We start from the raw sequence: 17,735 nt of genomic DNA, 5'->3' as shown, positions 1-17,735 counted from the left end.
TTTCCGACTGAATCCATAATCCCCAACGACAAAAACGCACCGACTTCATACATAATCGGTGCGTTCAGGAAATCATGTTTCCGTTAGGAGTTCTTCAACTTGACTGGGAACAGCAAATCTAATTGATGTTCATCGCTCTCCGGCCAATTGAGATGACAATGGTAGACGTAATTCAAGTGTTCCTCTAACAATCCGCCCATAAACTCTCCATGGTCATTCAATGTATTGGCTTCATACTTTAGATTATCACGAAGAACCCAATCGGACAGCAACTCCCATTCATGGAAATTACCCAATGTAATCGTATGTGCCGCATACATACCGCCGGCAAACTGCTTCTTCACGAGAGGCGCAGGAACATCCATGTCGGCAGGGATCGTAACCCATATCTCGTACCCGTAATGCGGTCTCTCATCGGACGGGTTCGGATGATTAAACCCAAAAACCCGAGCGTCCGGCTTAATGTTATAGAGCTGAATCTGTTGCACAAATTCCGCAAGCTGCTCTCCGGCATTCTCCTCGGGGTTTTCCCCAACATAATGACTCGCCGCGACTGTACAAGGGGGTACATGGACAATCCTCACATTTTCAAGCTTTTGCAGTTTCTCTGCCACCTTGTTCAAATCATTCATTGATTTTTCCTCCTTTAGATCGAAATAAGATAAGGATAAGGAGTCAATTTCACGAAGTAGGCTTTCATCACACAAGAGATCATGGTTAATTTCAAGCACGTGATTTCTTTCCAGTTCTTCGATCAGCTTCGCTATGATTTCTTTAATCGTGACCAACGACTCTATTTTGCTTGTTAGCTCTTTTACTCGTTCTTTAAAGATATCTACAGCCGCTGCCGCGTCTTCATGCTCAAGGATGGCTGCGATCTGTTTTAAAGGAATGCTTAGTTTTCTTAGAATCACGATTTGCTGGAGACGCCGAAGAGAGGCTTGGTCGTAGGTTCGGTAAGCATAACCTTCTTTTTTTGTACTCTCGATAAGCCCAAGCTGCTCATAGTACCGAAGCGTTCGAGTCGTCACTTGAAAGAACCTTGATACTTCGCTAATGGTTGCAAGTTCCACATTTGTCCTCCTTCCCTTCAATTTGAAGTCTATAGGACGCCGCGACGTCAAAGTCAATGGGGTTTTCCAAAAACATTCACGTGAATGATCTATTCTGTAATCAATCCATAAGCTGTTATTCCCTTGATCCTACGCGACACTAACATCGACACGAGACAGGTCAGTACAACAAGTCCAATACAAAGCACAACGATAAGGGGAATATTCACAATAAACTGCACGTTATATATCCCAGCGCCCGATAGCAGCAGTGTAAGTACAGAGTTGGTACACAGGGTGCCTAGCACCCCCCCGATAATTACACCCACGATCACAACGGGAACAAAGCTCAGTACGATTTGGGTCATAAGCTGAAGAGTGGTGTACCCTGTAGCTTTTAATATCCCAAATTCCCTCTTGCGCTTGAGAATCATCGTTTTGATGACGAGATAAAGGATCAGAGCGACGACCAGCACGGTTATCGCAAGAATGGTGACCATGACGGATAACACTGCTGAGATATAAACACTGCTTTGGCTAGCCAACATCTCATCTACATCCGTTATATCCTTTATCAAATTTCCGTGATTTGCTTTGAAGTCTCGGATAAAGTCGGCATTACCTACATCTTTTAGATAGACATTTATGATCGTGCCTGTATAGTCAGGGATTAGATGCTGTACACCAGATAAAGTTAAATGTGTAATCTTCCCCATATAGTTTAAAGATTGGCTCAGCCCGGTTATCAAGAACGAATGGGATACATCGTTCATTTCCACCTTAACTGTATCGCCGATACTTTTATGAAGCAGCTTTGCCACCGCCCCAGAAACCGCAATTTCGTTGTCGTGTTGCGGATTTCTACCTTTATAGACCACATTGTTATTTAGCTTACTGTAATCATCCGAAATACTCATATAAACGCTTTGTCCATCCATTGTCGCTGTAATATATTCCAGTAAAGCGGTCTTTGTCACACCATCCATTTGTTCAATATCTGCGAGCAATTTGTCGCTATCGACGTCGTGATTAGACTGAATAACTACATTAGACGTCTCCGAACCAACTAGATGAATAAACGCAGTTTTATTTACCGCAACGTTGTAATATAACACGATGGAGAAGATGGATGCAAAGGTGATTGCTGCAATGATAATGGCAATCATGATGTTCTGCCTACTATTCATGATCATTGTTTTGCAAGCGAGCACGAAATGGAGTCCACCCTTGCCTTTCTCTAACGGGAAAAGATTCTTTTTAAAACTGTGAGTCATGATACCTCCCCTCAGCGCTGCAACGGGATGAAGTTTTCTGATACGTGAGGAGGAGAGCAATGCCACCGTCAGCACCAATACAACAACAAGCAGGATACTAATAAGATTAATCACTATGTCGAAGGTCTGGGACCATTGCAGTCCGGCTAAAGAGGAAATAACTCCACCGAACACGGGCATTGCGGTATAAGAGATTAAGACTCCCATGACACCGGCAGAAAGCGCGATCAGCATAAACTGTAATGCCATGGATGCGATGATCTGCCAGCTAGTATAACCAACCGCTTTAAGGACGCCGATATTCACCATGCCATCGTCGATACTGTTGGTCACACGGAACTTGATGACGATCAAAGACACAAGCACAATCACTGCCGCAAACGCAACCAGAATCATCGCGACAATATTGACCGTCATCGTGTTGACACTTTTCATCATCGACATGTCAGCGCCCCAATGCGGATGCGAAAATTGTTTGTTGTAGTCGTTAAACAGCTCAGCCGATTGTGTACTGTCCGTAAGACTCGCGGACATAAGGATGCCGTCCTCAGTCTTACCCAGCTTATCGGACAACTGATGATAGGCAGCATCTGGTAAAAGGAATTTCATCATGCCATTATTGTTCGTACCCATCATGGTTGCCTCAAAAAATCCAGCAATTCGATAACTGTAATCCTTATCCTGGTAGTTGATTGTGAAGCTGTCACCCAGCTTGTAGCCACCGCTTGTTTTAAAGCTGTAAGGAACATACATATCTTGGTTATTGATCGAATCCAGCTTTTCAATTAGCTTCAGTGGTGAAAACTTTCTGCTTGCATCCGCATTGAGTATCGCGGCACCAAAAGACAAATCGCTATCACCATATCGGAACTTGGCCGTGTTCATTAGAATGATTTGTTCCGTTTCTGTTTCTCTCACACCAGAATAGTTCTTGAGGAAATCTCCATAGGGTTGTTTATATTCAGAGCTGTTCATGATAATGCTCACATGCGCATCATGCAGTTCTTCGACCTTATCATCGTAGAAGGTATTCATCTTAGAAATAACCGTCATTCCCACGTTGAGCAGCAGCGCGGCAATAAATATTAAAATAAACAGAGAGATTGCCGCACCTTTGCCTTTTTTGATGTTGGCCAAGGCAAGATTAACGATTTTCATCTTACCACCCCATTTCAGCAAGAAATGCGGTTAACTTTTCATGCCGTTCACGGTTGTGATCCACATGGTAGGCACCTAACTTTAGGTCTCCGTAAATAACGCCATCACGCAGATAGAGCACTCTGCTTCCCCGCAAAGCCGTCTTGATGTCATGTGTGACCATCACAATACTCTGTCCATTGTGGTTGACTTCGGTCATCACATCTAGCACGCTATCACTTGCAGCGGAGTTGAGCGCTCCGGTTGGCTCGTCAGCGAAAACAATTTTCGGACTATTGATCAATGCGCGTACGATGCCTGCCCGCTGTGCTTCACCGCCAGAAAGCTGGGAAGGGAATTTCCCCCATGAGGTTTCATCTAATCCCACTTGTGCAAGCAACTGTTTTGCTTTTGACACGATGGCAAGCTTGTTTTTACTCACCAACAAGCCACTTGCCAGCACATTATCTAATACACTCATGTTGTCCAGTAAATAGATCTGTTGGAACACAAAACCACAATTATTTCTTCTAAAAACCGCAAGCTGATCATTATTCAGCTTGGAGACGTTCTGCTTCTCAAAGTTGATTTCACCCAATGTAGGTTTATCCATACCAGATAGCGCATAGAGCAGGGTGGATTTCCCCGAACCTGAGCTGCCCATAATAACCGTAAAGTCCCCCTCCATAAGACTGATATCTAGATTTTTCAGTACATGCTGCTGGATTCCACTGCTTGAAAAGGTTTTGCATAATTTTTCCGTTCTTAATATCACGTTTTGCATGCATTAGCCACCCTTTATTAACGTATTTGAATTTTCATCTGTTCAGCTCTAATACAAATAAGACTGTAAAGTAGATTACAGTCTTATCATACAAGGGCAATTCTTATTTAATCTTTGTTCAATCCTTAACCGTTTCTTAATTCGCTTAAGCGAGCTTAATTTTAAGTGTGACGGTAAATCCATCCTCACGGTTATGACATTCAATATCACCCTGCATGTTTTGCATGAGATACTTAGAAATGTACAGGCCTAGCCCTGAACCGCTTTGTCCCTCGGCGTTATTTCCTCTATAAAATTTGTTGAACAAGAGAGGTAATTCATCGCTAGTGATGCCATTTCCATAGTCATTGATGTAAAGCTCTAAATGAGTATGGCTTGCAAGAGAAGTAATCTTGACTGAGGTGCCCGCATATTTATATGCATTACTTATAATATTATCAAATACTTGCTGCAGACGCATGACATCCGTTAAGAGGATACAATCCGGTATTGGCTCACAGCTGATTTGATCATCGTAATTTACATTCGCAATCATACCGTTAAGAACACTGCTGTATGCCTCGCTAACCGTAACCTTTAACTCTTTCAATTCTTCTAAAGTTGCATGGAACATATCGGTCACGAGTAGATGAATCTGCTCCGCCTTAGAATAGACCGTATTTAACTGCTTAATCACTTTTTCATCGGTAGCGCGCAGCAGCATGAGTTCGGTCACTGCTTTAATGGAGGCAACAGGTGTTTTGATGTCATGGCTTAAGCTGGCAACGAGTTCCTTCTTGCTGCGATTTGCAGCATATTCACTATTACGCGCCGCTGCCAATTCCTCGCGCATGATATCAAAGCTTTCGGTAAAAGCACCGAACGGATTATTTTTGTCCATTTCCAACGGAATGTCCAAATTCCCCCTTGCCACATTGAGAGCAAAGTCCTGCAGCTTTTGGAATGGTTTAAACACGGTATGATTTATAAATAGTATATATAGTGTAAACAGTACCGTTAACGTGGTAAATGTCACAAAAATTACAATGACAAGTTGTTTCTTGATCTGTTGGATCATTTCTTTATAATCATTGAAAATAATAAGCTTGCCCGCAGGGGTACCATTTACCATTACGTCCGAGATCGTATCTCTGTTTTTGATCGCATCATTTATCATAGTGGAAGGTGCGCCCGCCGTTTGGTAGAGCACGTTTCCACTGTTATCAAGAACGGAAAATTGCTGCTTTATTGCACTGTAATCTCCTTGGCCGATATGTCCCCAATGGCTTTCAACCGTCTTTAATACCTCATTCACAGCGACAATATCCACATCGGTATTTTCCTTTGTCACAAATACTAGTACAGAAAAAGAACCACCTGCAATAAAAACAATAAGGATTAATAAGAACATCCATTTTATTCTCATGACTTGCTATCCTCTAAGACGTATCCCGTTCCCCATACGGTTTTGATATATTGCGGTTCGTTGGGATTAACTTCAATTTTCTCGCGTAAATGACGAATATGTACATTGAGCGTCCCATCTCCGGTAAAGGAATCACCCCATACATTATGGAACAACTCTTCTTTGGTGACTACCTTGTTTTTATTTTTCGCCAAATAGCAGAGCAGTTTATATTCCAATGACTTGAGTTTTATATCCACACCGTTCACACGGACACGGCAAAGCAGACAGTCAATCTTGACCTGCCCAAACTCCAGGATTTCAGGGGGACTGCTATTACCGCCATATCTTTTGAGTACAGCCTTTACTTTGGCAAGCAATATGCTAAGTGTATATGGCTTTTGTATGTAATCATCTCCGCCTATGTTCAGTGCAATGAGAACATCATCATCACTAGAACGGGCGCTAATAAACAAAATGGGGATCTGCGTCGTTTGCCTCAGCCTTTTGCACAAATCAAAGCCAGATGTATCGCCGAGATTGATATCCAGGAGGATCAATGATGTTTCATGTTCCCGTAAAAATTGCACACATGCATCTGCGCTAGTCACATAAGCGGATTTGACCTCGAACATATTAAAATACTCACTCGTTGTTTCCGCAAGGACCGTCTCATCATCCACAATTAAACAATCATAGTTCATACAGGTTCTCCATTAAACGATAGAATTGTAATCGGTTTGTTACCCCCATAAGATACCATGAAATATGAAACTTCCGATATCTTTAATTGCAGCGCGTTTCACGACCGTATTTTTGTTGACCGTTACTTAGTTTGTCGAGATACGTGGCTTTCGATTAACACAACTCAAATATGTTTAACAATGCCAATGCCTCTTCATGATCAGGCTCGCGTTCTAATAATTCCCTTACGTATCTCAAAGCATCTTCGTCTAACTCTAACTCGAAACAACAAATGGCTAGACAATAAAATACGGTCGATACGATCTCATCTTGTTCTTGATGTATTGAAATTTCTAAAAAACGTTTGGAGTCCTCGTACATTTCCATCTCAAACAGTATCAATCCAGCATCAAGCGCTAAGTCATAGCGCTGCTCCATTACGTAGTACGATGACCACATAAGCTGTATGCCTCTCAAAATATCCTGCATTTCTTCATCGTTTGCATCCGGCAACAGACTAGAGATCTGCTTCGTACTTTGAATGAAAAATTCCGCATCATATCCACCCAAACGCCAAAAACTCAATATTTGTTGTAGTCCCATGTTATCTAGATTGCGATCTACCCATATCTTCATGCTGAAAAACTCGTCCGGACCAAAGCGTTCAATAAATCGACGATAAGCTAGTCTTGTATTGAAATAGTCGATCGGCTTATCCATATTGAGAATACAGCCCACATTTATATTTTTATAATGATGCGGGGGAAATAACGCCGTGGCCCCTCTTTGTTCAAAAACATGCTGAATAGCATGATAGTTTGCCGTTAAAGAAAAACTTCCGTGTAGGATCAACTCTGGCGGTTCTGCGAATTTCCAGTTATCAAGCAAGTGATCTCCTTTGTCTGCTGTTATTAATAGGAATCCCGCCTGAGACAGCCGATTCAAACGCTCCAAACAAGTTATTCCAGCGACAGGAAACAAAATATGCGAATCTTCTAATTGCTCCTGATAGATTGCAATGACATCACGGTATGGATAGGTCTCTTGTTCGTACTCGGGTGCCCGTCGATGCTCATAATGCAAAGATATACGATCTAATAATTCGGATGGTTTAAGTGAATCCATATGTTCAGGATATTCAATAAAAACATCTGCTTCATAAATTCGACCATCACCTACATAAATCAACTCTTGTGGAATACTATCAAAAAAGTAGTTGGCAATAATGACTAACGGTTGTTTTAAGTCTCCTTCTCTAATGGTTGCGTCTGACACGACGAGGTTCAGAGCTGTATCATGAACAGCATCAAATTGCGCAAAATCCAGTAATCCCTCGGCAATAAAAGATTGCAGAGCAGGATGCTCCTTCCAAGCTAAAACATTGTTTATCGCCAAATCCGTCATAATATAACGGAACGAAGGTAGCACTATCCCCGCATAGTCTCTTAACCGGCACAACTCACTTAACACATGGTAAGCAAGACGTCCCGCCCCTGCTCCAAGCTCCACAATCATAACAGGCTCTGAATTATATTCCTTATTAGCCCGATCTTGAAGAAGCCCGAATATCATTTCCGCATATGAAGTAGCGATCATCGGATTACTCGTTATATATTGAGGAACTTGGTCATTGTTCCAAGCCTTCGTTCCTTTTTCTTCATAATAATTCCGCTGGATATTCCATATAGGCGCTTCACTAAAGCGGTAGCGTTGTTTTTTATTAAATGTCATTAAAACTTATCCTGCTCTCTGAAAGTTATTCGATTCGATTCGATACCTATTACCTTACTTTATAATAACCCTTTTTACGATAGCACATCCCTCCAAAATCTCAAAACAAAAACCCTTGAATATCAAGGGTTTTAGCATTTATATAGGGTCGAGACGACAGGATGTGATCCTGCGGTTTCTTGATCCTGCGGCCTTATGCTCCTATGATGATGCTGCCATACTGTATTAATTTTATTCAAAAGTTAATTCTTCGTGCTCAATCTTGCCTCTAACTCTTCTCTAATCTTGCTTTCGTTTTTCTCATATTTAACGTATTTAAACATAATAAGTGCTCCAATTATAAAGAAAATTGCCGGTAGCCAGGTGAAACAAAACTTAATGGCCGCTAATGCTTGAGGCGTCTGTGTCATATTTGCCTCATAACCTGCAACATTTAAGATTACTGAAGGAATAAAACTGCCTAATCCCGCTCCCAACTTAATGCAAAAAGAAATTCCAACTGCTGTCAAAAATCCACTGGCCCTAATGCCACTCTTCCACTCGCCATAGTCGACTGTATCTGACAGCATTGCAAAAGGCAAAGTAACAGCTATACCCGTACCTAGTGAAGATACTGTCCATCCAATGATTATCATCGTGAGGTCACTTCCAGCGAACCCAATAATGAGTTGACCCAAGGCTGCCAATGACAATCCAATAATTTGTGTATGAGACTTTATGAAACGTTTAACTAGATAAGGTAGCAATGTTATAGAGACCATTTGGACAACCACAAGACCATTTAGAATAGAAGCCCAATTCTTATGTCCCAAATTATATTCACTATAATAAATCACTGTCGATGCTCTAGCCGTGTTTCCTAACCAATAGAAAATGAATACTAAAACTAATGTAATCCATGGCCAGTTCCCTTTAATAGCACGAAAACTTTCACGAATAGAAATTGATTTAGCTTTCTCTGTAGTACCAATTTCTTTTGTTCCGATAAAAGCGAAGAGAAGCAGCAGGATAGCTACAACTGCAAAAATTCCTACAGTAACACTAAATCCTAATTTATCATTACCTTTTCCAAAGAAGTTAACCAACGGAAGTGTAAACGAAGCAGTAATTAGGTACCCAATCATTCCCCCATTACTTCTCCAGGAATTTAAACGGACTCTTTCATCAGAATCGTAAGTCAGATTTGGAAGTGCAGACGACATGGAAGCACTAATACCTGTGTAAATAACACCAGCTAAAATATATGTTACTAATGCATAAATCGTTTTTGCACTTGTTGATATATCTGGAACTAGAAAAGCTAGAAAAACGGAAACTCCAAAAGGAATAGAAAGCCATAACCAGTATGGACGGCTTTGTCCCCATCTTGTACGCGTATGATCAATAACAATTCCCCAAACGGGAGCATCAAGAGCATCGACAATTCTCGCTATAAGTAAAATCATACCTGCTGACGCTATAGAAATTCCAAATACGTCGGTATAAAAATACATGATATAACTCGTTAGGGTACAATACAGCAAATTCCCTGCTGTGTCGGTACTAGCGAAAGCCAGTATTCGCTTTAATGATAATTTCGATGGCTTTGAATCACCGTCATTTGTTTTTTCGATTGTTAACGCATTTTCCATTGCTTATTTCCCCCCTTGCACTTTATCTATACTTATAAAACGGCCATCCGTATAAAGGATTTCGCTCACAATTTCTCCATTCTGAGAGATGAAATGTGAATCAGTATCATAAAAATGATATTCTGTTGGATACGGAGCGTAGCTATGAATCAAAAGTCCCTGACCTGTATATTCAATACAGCCATTAATTACTTTTATTTGATCATCTTCTTCATATAAGAAGGTTTTTTTGCCAAATCCATCAAGATATGCTGCAAGTTCCTCTCCCATATCCCAGTCAGAAGTTTCTTCTTCTTTACTGAACAACTTCGAAAAGATCCCGCCATCTCTATAAAATGTTGATTGTCCAAACCGGTTTCTTGATAAATCAGGACGATTAATATTTGGCCCGCCAACACTGTATGTTGATGCTGCCTCTCCGGAACTCAACCTCAGGTCAGTAGCTTTTGCGTCAGTATCATAACAATATAAAATTCCTACAGTAGCTCTATAAGCAGCCTTTAAATAACGAGTATCATGTAATTCCTCGTATACTTTAAGAGTGGCGGCAGCGGTTAAGCCACCCCATAATGAGTGAACCATGTAAGAGAGTGCTTCCCACCAGCGATCTGGATTCTGTGCTCTAAAATCATTTGAGAAACCTATGTTGGCAAGCAATAATTCTCCGTACTTTTTGGCAGCATCAATATGGCCGGAACTTGCTAATGCGCCAGCTGCTGGACCAAATCCGGCGTTATCATAAAAATGTTCAGTTACCGCTGCTTTATAAGTCTCACTGTCTTTTGCGACATTCGCAGCTAGGTCACACCATAATGCATTTATTTCATTATATTTATCCGTTAATCCTCGATTGTTCATTTCATCTAGCAAACCATTGATATATAAGGAGAAAGTGCCTAACATTTCTGCTTCTTCTTTTCCTCTAGCCGTCTGATGCAAATCAGGATTTACACGCAATCTGAATACTTCTGCCGCCCACTCTAAATAAGTGTCAGGGCTGTTGTACTTTAATATATTTTGGTCAAACCGTGATAACAAATAAAAAACATGACCTATATATTCGAAATCCATGCATCGATAGAAATCACCATAAAGGAAGGAAGGCTTTAAAAAGTCTCCATTAACAAACCATTTCGGCCGAATGTAATTAACACAACTTTCTTCTACCTTTTGCACCTCTGAAATATCAGGGCTGGTACCCAATAAATTCTTTTTCAAGATAAAACTCAGTTTGCCTAACGACTCCCCTTGATTGGAAATTGGGGAATAAGAGTACGGTACGTCCCCATTAGGACCGCTATAGAGTTCATTGCTGATATATTGTGCTCGATTGGTGATAATGCTTTGTATAGGTTTCATCACATTAACAACAACATTATCAATTTTTCCGTTATCCAGTTCGATTGAAAATTTATGTTCACCAGGTTCTTCAAAAATTAAAGCAGCTCGATAACCGCTTTCATTTTTATTCATATAGGACATAATATTTTGTATCATACAAACTTCATTAGGATCTTTATACTCTACGTAAGCATCCTTTAAAGTTATATGGGAAGGCAGGCTAAAAGAAAAATCATATGGCTGATTAGTGATGGCAAGCGGTTCAAAGTCATATATTGGATGCCCGTATTTCTTGCCTACCTGATAGAAATTGTCTTGATCATCAAATTCCTCAAGTACAAATTGCCAAACCTCTTGTTCATTCGATTTCACTGAAAAGCCATCTTTAGAATAGATCCAATCGGAATTAGTAAGTCCATCAGGATATCCGCCTGCAAAAATTAATTGGTGAAATAAAATACCATCTAGTGAAGGGGAAGCGTTTTCAAAAAAAAGATTTTCATATTCACAATACGTTCCTACTGATTTGGTTTCGCCATTTAACTGGAACATACCCAGATGTGGTGCATTATTACTTCTTCTCATACATGCCAATTTAGTGAAGTTTTGAGATATGGATGGAAAAACGGCAGTAGATTGTTGTGTTTGCATATTTAAATCGTTAATGCGATACATGACATAAGCAAATGATGACCAAACTCTAAAATCAGAAATGTAGACATCACTATCCGTACGATTGATTAATTGAATTTTCCAAAATAAGGAATCCACTGACTGGCTCAAATCATAAGTGAAAAGGACATCCACATCATCCAAAACATAGGTTACCGTTGCCAATTCTTTTGATAGACTCAATTTCTCATGAATTTCATTACTGTTATACTTTTTATCGTTTATAGAAATACAAAAGTTTCCGAACAATTTATCCTTATCTTCATAATTTACTTGTTCTAAATAACTCTCATCGACAACCCAATTCATCTTGTGGGGATCATTCTTCAGAATTATTTTTGATACATTTCCATTTGGACAGAACTCAATCATAAATCTTTGATTTTCCACCTAATAACCTCCCTTGACTTATGTGAACATATAGAACACCCTAGATAGTAGGTATTAATTGAATTGAAAGCGATTAATGAAATCGCTTACTAATAAGTATAGTTAAAAACATCAATAATTAAATAAACGATTACAATACTTTTTTATACATTTTCACTTTTGGTGATATTATTTAATTATAATGACAGCCTTAGTAAGGGAGAGCGTAATCAATGAATGATAATTTATATATATCTATTGCCATTCCACCTTTTCCTATATTTATTGAGGGGAACTTAACAGAGTATGGCATAGGCACTTTGCATCCTGACAGAAAGAACCTGAAATATTTCGATATTATTCTCGTTAAAGAAGGAGCTTTGTACTTAGGTGAAGAAGGTATAGAATATACCGTTAGAAAAAATGAAATGTTGGTCTTATTACCTAATAAACATCATTATCCATTAAAACCGACAGATGAAATTACAAAATTTTATTGGATTCATATGTTTACCACTGGCAACTACGTACAAAGCAATCAAGCAAGACAACTGGAATCCAATATTCCTATTCCTTCGCTGCACTTTCATAATAAATTTCATACCATTCATCTTGCTAAAAAGTGTCAACTCGTTGACACTGATGAGATATACCAAAAAATACATGATTTGCTGGTTGGCACAACAAAAAAAGATACAGATATAACTTTTTGGGATATTCAGCAACGTTTTTTTTCTTTATTAAATCTCTTGGATGGGCAAAATTATACAAAAGATATCAGCATTATCATTGCTGAAAAAGTAGAACAATTTATTCGAGCAAACTTTAATCAAGAGCTTACAAATGATACTTTAGTTGCTAAATTTAATTTGCATGAGAATACAATTGCCAAGTATCTAAAACAATATTACGGATATACACCAATGGAATACTTAAAGGAGTACAGGTTGGAACAGGCAAGAGATCTCTTACTTAAAACAGATTATCCTATACAAAAAATAGCTGAAGTTTGCGGTTATAATTGGGTTCCTTATTTCTCCAGGTCATTCAAACAAAAGTTTGGTATTTCGCCGCTTAAATATCGAATGAATCATATAGGGAAACAATAGAATGGCTAAATGCCAGTTAAATCAAAAAGGGACACCTCGGGCATATTTCAGCCTGCTGGTGTCCCTTTTGTGATTTCTATTACATTTAGTATTCAGACGCACATTCATACTTTATAATCAGAAAGCCAAAACATAGCCAATAGCGAGATGGATGAGGTGTTTCTCCCTACTTGTGGTACGGTTCAGCTTAACGGGTCTATCGGCGAAAAATACAAAAAAAGAGCTGCCGCAGCGGCTCCTTTGACAATCATGACAGTATAAATTTAATTCAACTGCTCATCCAGCATAGCGTCGATTACTTTCAATACCCTTTTCTGCTCATTTACACTCTTGCCTCGAAGCCTATCCACGATTTCTGAGAGTGTAGACTCGCTCCCCTCTCCGCTCACAGGTTGGATATAACTAAAAAACTCTACCATCGATAGGTCGAGCGCGTTTGTAATTTTAGCTAGTACCACGACAGAACATACTTTTTCTGAACGCTCCAGCTTACCAATATAAGTCTCGTGTACCTCAGCTTTACTTGCAAGCTCCTCTTGGCTAAGTCCACGTAGTTTTCGGAAGTGTCGAATGCCTTCCCCAACCATCTTCATCAAGTCACTCACAACAATCACCCTAAGCAAACCATAGACTAGACACTTGCCCACTCCAAGATACTATAGAATTTATTTTTTATAAATATATTCTATAGGGTTTTATTTTGATATAATAAAATTACCAATTCTAAGTACACACGATAAAGCTATTTGTACAGGCGCTTCGGAACATCCACCAATATTCATATTCAATTTCAAAAAGAAAGGAATGAGCCCCATTAGAGTACAATGCATATTCCCTGACAATTCAAAAACGGATATCTATATTTCCGAAATTGGAGAATTTATTCGTCTTACGAAGTTAGTCAACGGAATTACATTGGAAGAAATCAATTACAGCGTAGTCAATACAGAGCTAATTGTAGAAAAAGAAACCTTTTATATTTCCGTGTTATTGAAGCATAGGCAGATACAATAAGCTCGACTATCGAATAAATGTAATGCGTGAAAACCTCCCCGATATTGAGAAGATTAGGTAAACCTCGTGAAAGTGGCCTAAGCCGAAAAAATTCACCTCTACTTTGATACGGCTCTCTGCACTGTCTGAATAGGTAAGTTTTAATACGTTTTTCGAAGTCAAGGCTTGGTCAAAGAAAATAGCCGTTATACAACGGCTATTTGTAAAGTTCTCAGTATATCAGTAATTCCACCATTTTAATATTTCTTTCGCCTAATGTGCGGTTGTCCGTACTTTGTTGGTGTTGCCATGCCACAGTATGTATCGAGAGAAGACAATCGTAGTATGACTGATGAGCAGATCATAAGAACGACCTTTATAACAATGATGTTCCCATGCGATTTCTAGCGCTTTTCTTAAAATACTAGTTCCATAGCCTTTTCTTCGGTAATCATTGTGAGTCACAACTTTTTCGATGATCCCATAAGGACGCGCATTTTTTGTTAAGTTAGGAATAAGGATTAGTATGCAAGAAGCTACTAATCGACCATCTTCTGCTACTACTAGGTAGTACATGTTTTTATCTTTGTATATGTCTTCCCACAGGGAATGGATATCCAATATATTAAGTTCAGGGTCATCAGGATGTAAAAATTGGTAGCGTGTGGAAATTAATTTTTTCTATAGTCATACCACAGTTGCATTTACTACGACATCGTAGTATTATAAAATCAGCTTAACAGTAGATTGGATTGTTGGAGGAATTTTGCCCGTGATTGATCACATGCTGGAGCTGTTCGTGAAGAATGGCTTGCGGCCTTTTAACTTAATGCCTGGTATTCGGGAGCTGGAGAAGACTGCGAACAGTCTGGAGATATCAGCGCTCGTACTCATTGGTTTTCATAGTGAGCTTACGATGTCGGAGCTGGCTGACCACCTGGGAGCACCGCTTAGTACGATGACAAGTTTGACGAAAAGACTTGCACAGAAGGGCTGGCTGGAGCGAAAGCAATCCGAACGGGATCAACGCATTATTTTGGTACGGCTGACTAGCGAAGGGGAAGAGTTAGTCGCTCGGGCGCGTAAGTTGATGGAGGATAATTTTGCCCGTGTTCAAAATGTGCTTACACAAGAGGAACTGCAGCAGTTTTTGACCATTGCAATTAAGGTAGGCAAGGCGCTTCAGAATGGTGATGATGACAGTCGGAAGATACCTGAGAAAGCATTGCGCCGCATCGAAATCGAGGATTAACTTTAGTCCTCTTTTTTTAACTACTTACTACGAAATCGTAATAAATTCTAAAGGAGGCTGACAAGGATGAGAATTATTGTATACACAGGCAAGGGTGGGGTAGGCAAGACGAGTGTGGCGGCGGCTACTGCAGTTAAACTGGCTTCACAGGGGTATCGGACGCTAGTGATGAGTACAGATGCGGCACACAGCTTGTCCGATTCATTCGATGTGTTGCTTGGCAGTGAGCCTCAGCTGATTGCTGAGCGGTTGTGGGGTCTAGAGGTGGACAGTCTGCGTGAGACCGAGAAGCATTGGGGCGCTGTTCAGAGCTGGTTGACGGGTATTATGAACTGGGCCAAATTGAATGATGTGTCGAATGAGGAACTGCTCGTATTCCCCGGCATGGAGGAATTGTTCAGTCTGCTTCAAATCAAGCGCCGCTCGGAGAGTGGAATGTTTGACGCCATTGTGGTGGATTGCGCTCCGACCGGAGAAACATTGCGATTGCTCAGTTATCCCAACGTGTTGAGCTGGTGGATGGAGAAGATTTTCCCTATGGAGAGGCGTCTTGTTAAGATTGCAAGGCCAGTGGCAAAGCTCGTTACAGGGGGATTGCAGCTACCGGATGATCATGTGATGGATAGTATCGAATCGTTCGTTAAAGAACTGGAGGCACTTCAAGCATTGCTGCTAGATCCGAAAGTAACTTCAATAAGACTTGTTATGGTTCCTGAGAAAATGGTTGTCTCCGAAGCCCGCAGAGCATTCACATATTTGAACTTATTTGGATTTAATACTGATCTCATCGTCGTTAATCGCGTGTTCCCAGCGGAAGCGGGCGAGGGATATTGGGGACAATGGCTAGGCATACAGGCAAAATATGAGGAAGAGATTCGCGGGAGCTTCAGTCCGCTGCCGATCGTTCGTATTCCGATGATGCCTTCGGAAGTTATAGGTCTGCCTATGCTCTCTTCAGTCGGAGAAGCGGCCTTCGGGGAGATTGATGCAGCTGCTGTTCATTATAAGGGTCAAACTCAGCAGGTTCGTAAAGAAGAGGATGCCTATTACCTAGACCTCGCGCTGCCTTTTGTACAGAAGGAGGAATTGCAGCTTAACCAAAGAGGTGACGAGCTGACCATTCATGCTGGTTCCTATAAGCGCAAAGTGCTGCTGCCGCGAGTGCTGCTTGGCCGCTCGATTTCAGGTGCCAAGTTTCAGAACGAGAAGCTGGCCATTCGGTTTAGTTCAAGAACAACTCATTACGAGGAGGAAGTACAATGAACCAAAGAAGAGAAAACTTCGTAACTTTACTGGAGCATCTATCTCAGCTGCAGGATGCGATTGTACAGACTTGTGTGCCTCAGCAGGCGCAAACTCATTTTCGCCAAATGCGCAAGGAGGCGCTGCTCGGCGTCCGCGCAATCGTGGACGAAGCGATTGCGCGAGATGACGCTTCCCATGGTGCAAGGTGTAGCCGTTCGAATTCATCAACAGGGACGTCGACGACAACAATTGAGATTACAGATTAATAATTGCAAACCTTTACCTTGCATAACTTACTTACTTTCTCTTCGCACGTTTCGCAATGAGCTCCCGTAAATGTGGGGGCTCAAGCACTTCTGCTAATGGGCCGAAGCTAAAAACCATATAGCCACTCATCCTCTGGGAAGGCTGTATGTACGAACCAGCTTCCAAGGGATCGTCAGGTCTCGCAGCGTGAATAAGTTGTTAGACGATGACTGTGCCATCCCTGAATATGCCGTCAAAGAAGAAGTCTATAAAGTCTTCTCAAAAATGTATAGGTCATTATCTACTCTAACCTTGGTAAATCCGCACTTTGTATAGAAGCGATGATTCTTGACACTCCAGCTAGGAGTATCAAGCCACCATTTATTGCTATCCGGAAAAATCCTTTCAATTTCTTTCATTACTTTCATACCGATTCCTTGATTCTGAAAGTTCGGATCAATAAAAACTCTTCCTAGATTATGTACTTGATTGCTTTCTATGAGTATCAATGCCCCCCCTATTATTTCTCCATTAAAGAGTACCTTGAAGTATTCACAATTTTGCATCATCTCTTCTTGCCAATTTACGGAATCATATCCTATTGGACCACCGATTTCGTTATTATTGAAATGTTTTGATTCTTCATCAAAGCTTGCCTTTTGCATTTCAGCAAGTTTTTGTGCATCATTTTTTATTGCTCGTTCTAGTTTCAACATTAGATACTCCTCCATTAATGTGAATAATATTATTTTTGATTATTATATTTTGCACAGGTTTCGTCTAACATCTATTTACGAACTTCGTAAATAATCACCATAGTTAGATTATTCG

15 protein-coding genes and 1 pseudogene are annotated in these 17,735 nt (G+C 40.4%); 4 read left to right on the top strand and 12 right to left on the bottom strand.

Annotated features, from left to right (window positions below):
- Positions 1–83: 83 nt before the first annotated feature.
- The 8 genes from AC2TF5_RS00460 to AC2TF5_RS00425 all read right to left on the bottom strand — a co-directional run bounded on the left by AC2TF5_RS00460 (position 84) and on the right by AC2TF5_RS00425 (position 12,080).
- Entirely contained in the window at positions 84–1,073 is a 990-nt protein-coding gene (locus tag AC2TF5_RS00460; protein ID WP_491300349.1) for a MerR family transcriptional regulator, read from the bottom strand.
- 89 nt (positions 1,074–1,162) lie between these two features.
- Positions 1,163–3,484 (bottom strand): ABC transporter permease, encoded by a 2,322-nt coding sequence (locus AC2TF5_RS00455; RefSeq protein WP_491300348.1) that lies wholly within the window; start codon positions 3,482–3,484, stop codon positions 1,163–1,165.
- 1 nt (position 3,485) lies between these two features.
- Entirely contained in the window at positions 3,486–4,247 is a 762-nt protein-coding gene (locus AC2TF5_RS00450) for an ABC transporter ATP-binding protein (protein ID WP_491300347.1), read from the bottom strand.
- Between the two features lie 145 nt (positions 4,248–4,392).
- On the bottom strand, positions 4,393–5,652 hold the full coding sequence (locus AC2TF5_RS00445) for a HAMP domain-containing sensor histidine kinase (RefSeq protein ID WP_491300346.1): 1,260 nt from the start codon (positions 5,650–5,652) through the stop codon (positions 4,393–4,395).
- Entirely contained in the window at positions 5,649–6,335 is a 687-nt protein-coding gene (locus AC2TF5_RS00440) for a response regulator transcription factor (RefSeq protein ID WP_491300345.1), read from the bottom strand. The genes AC2TF5_RS00445 and AC2TF5_RS00440 overlap by 4 nt, the downstream gene beginning before the upstream one ends.
- A gap of 154 nt (positions 6,336–6,489) precedes the next feature.
- The gene (locus AC2TF5_RS00435; protein WP_491300344.1) at positions 6,490–8,046 is read right to left on the bottom strand and encodes an SAM-dependent methyltransferase; all 1,557 of its coding nucleotides are present in this window, start codon (positions 8,044–8,046) and stop codon (positions 6,490–6,492) included.
- A 242-nt stretch (positions 8,047–8,288) separates the two neighbouring features.
- Positions 8,289–9,677 carry a glycoside-pentoside-hexuronide (GPH):cation symporter gene (locus AC2TF5_RS00430; protein WP_491300343.1) on the bottom strand — a complete coding sequence of 463 codons (1,389 nt, stop codon included), beginning with the start codon at positions 9,675–9,677 and terminating at the stop codon, positions 8,289–8,291.
- Positions 9,678–9,680: 3 nt separating this feature from the next.
- Entirely contained in the window at positions 9,681–12,080 is a 2,400-nt protein-coding gene (locus AC2TF5_RS00425) for a hypothetical protein (protein ID WP_491300342.1), read from the bottom strand.
- Positions 12,081–12,292: 212 nt separating this feature from the next.
- Here AC2TF5_RS00425 and AC2TF5_RS00420 point away from each other — a divergent pair, with 212 nt between their 5' ends.
- On the top strand, positions 12,293–13,168 hold the full coding sequence (locus AC2TF5_RS00420; RefSeq protein WP_491300341.1) for a helix-turn-helix transcriptional regulator: 876 nt from the start codon (positions 12,293–12,295) through the stop codon (positions 13,166–13,168).
- 263 nt (positions 13,169–13,431) lie between these two features.
- On the opposite strand, the gene AC2TF5_RS00415 is transcribed toward AC2TF5_RS00420, so the two are convergent.
- Positions 13,432–13,773 (bottom strand): helix-turn-helix domain-containing protein, encoded by a 342-nt coding sequence (locus AC2TF5_RS00415; RefSeq protein WP_491300340.1) that lies wholly within the window; start codon positions 13,771–13,773, stop codon positions 13,432–13,434.
- Between the two features lie 823 nt (positions 13,774–14,596).
- Positions 14,597–14,782: pseudogene (locus AC2TF5_RS00410) on the bottom strand (GNAT family N-acetyltransferase); the annotation flags it as partial.
- 151 nt (positions 14,783–14,933) lie between these two features.
- Between AC2TF5_RS00410 and AC2TF5_RS00405 the strand changes: the two are divergent.
- From AC2TF5_RS00405 to AC2TF5_RS00395, 3 genes are all read left to right on the top strand, one after another.
- On the top strand, positions 14,934–15,413 hold the full coding sequence (locus AC2TF5_RS00405) for a MarR family winged helix-turn-helix transcriptional regulator (protein WP_491300339.1): 480 nt from the start codon (positions 14,934–14,936) through the stop codon (positions 15,411–15,413).
- A 66-nt stretch (positions 15,414–15,479) separates the two neighbouring features.
- On the top strand, positions 15,480–16,676 hold the full coding sequence (locus tag AC2TF5_RS00400) for an ArsA family ATPase (RefSeq protein WP_491300338.1): 1,197 nt from the start codon (positions 15,480–15,482) through the stop codon (positions 16,674–16,676).
- The gene (locus tag AC2TF5_RS00395; RefSeq protein WP_491300337.1) at positions 16,673–16,924 is read left to right on the top strand and encodes a hypothetical protein; all 252 of its coding nucleotides are present in this window, start codon (positions 16,673–16,675) and stop codon (positions 16,922–16,924) included. Before AC2TF5_RS00400 ends, AC2TF5_RS00395 begins: the two co-directional genes overlap by 4 nt.
- Positions 16,925–16,955: 31 nt before the next feature.
- Here the strand turns inward: AC2TF5_RS00395 and AC2TF5_RS00390 are convergent, their stop codons facing one another.
- Both AC2TF5_RS00390 and AC2TF5_RS00385 read right to left on the bottom strand, forming a co-directional pair.
- Positions 16,956–17,042 carry a WCX domain-containing protein gene (locus AC2TF5_RS00390; protein ID WP_491302760.1) on the bottom strand — a complete coding sequence of 29 codons (87 nt, stop codon included), beginning with the start codon at positions 17,040–17,042 and terminating at the stop codon, positions 16,956–16,958.
- 128 nt (positions 17,043–17,170) lie between these two features.
- A complete protein-coding gene (locus AC2TF5_RS00385) occupies positions 17,171–17,620 on the bottom strand; it encodes a GNAT family N-acetyltransferase (protein WP_491300336.1) in 450 nt (149 codons plus the stop codon).
- Between the last annotated feature and the right edge of the window lie 115 nt (positions 17,621–17,735).

The sequence above is a fragment of the Paenibacillus sp. JNUCC 34 genome (genome assembly GCF_058269055.1).
The sequence above is the reverse complement of the archived record's forward strand: the minus strand, read 5'-3'. Positions and strand labels throughout refer to the sequence as shown.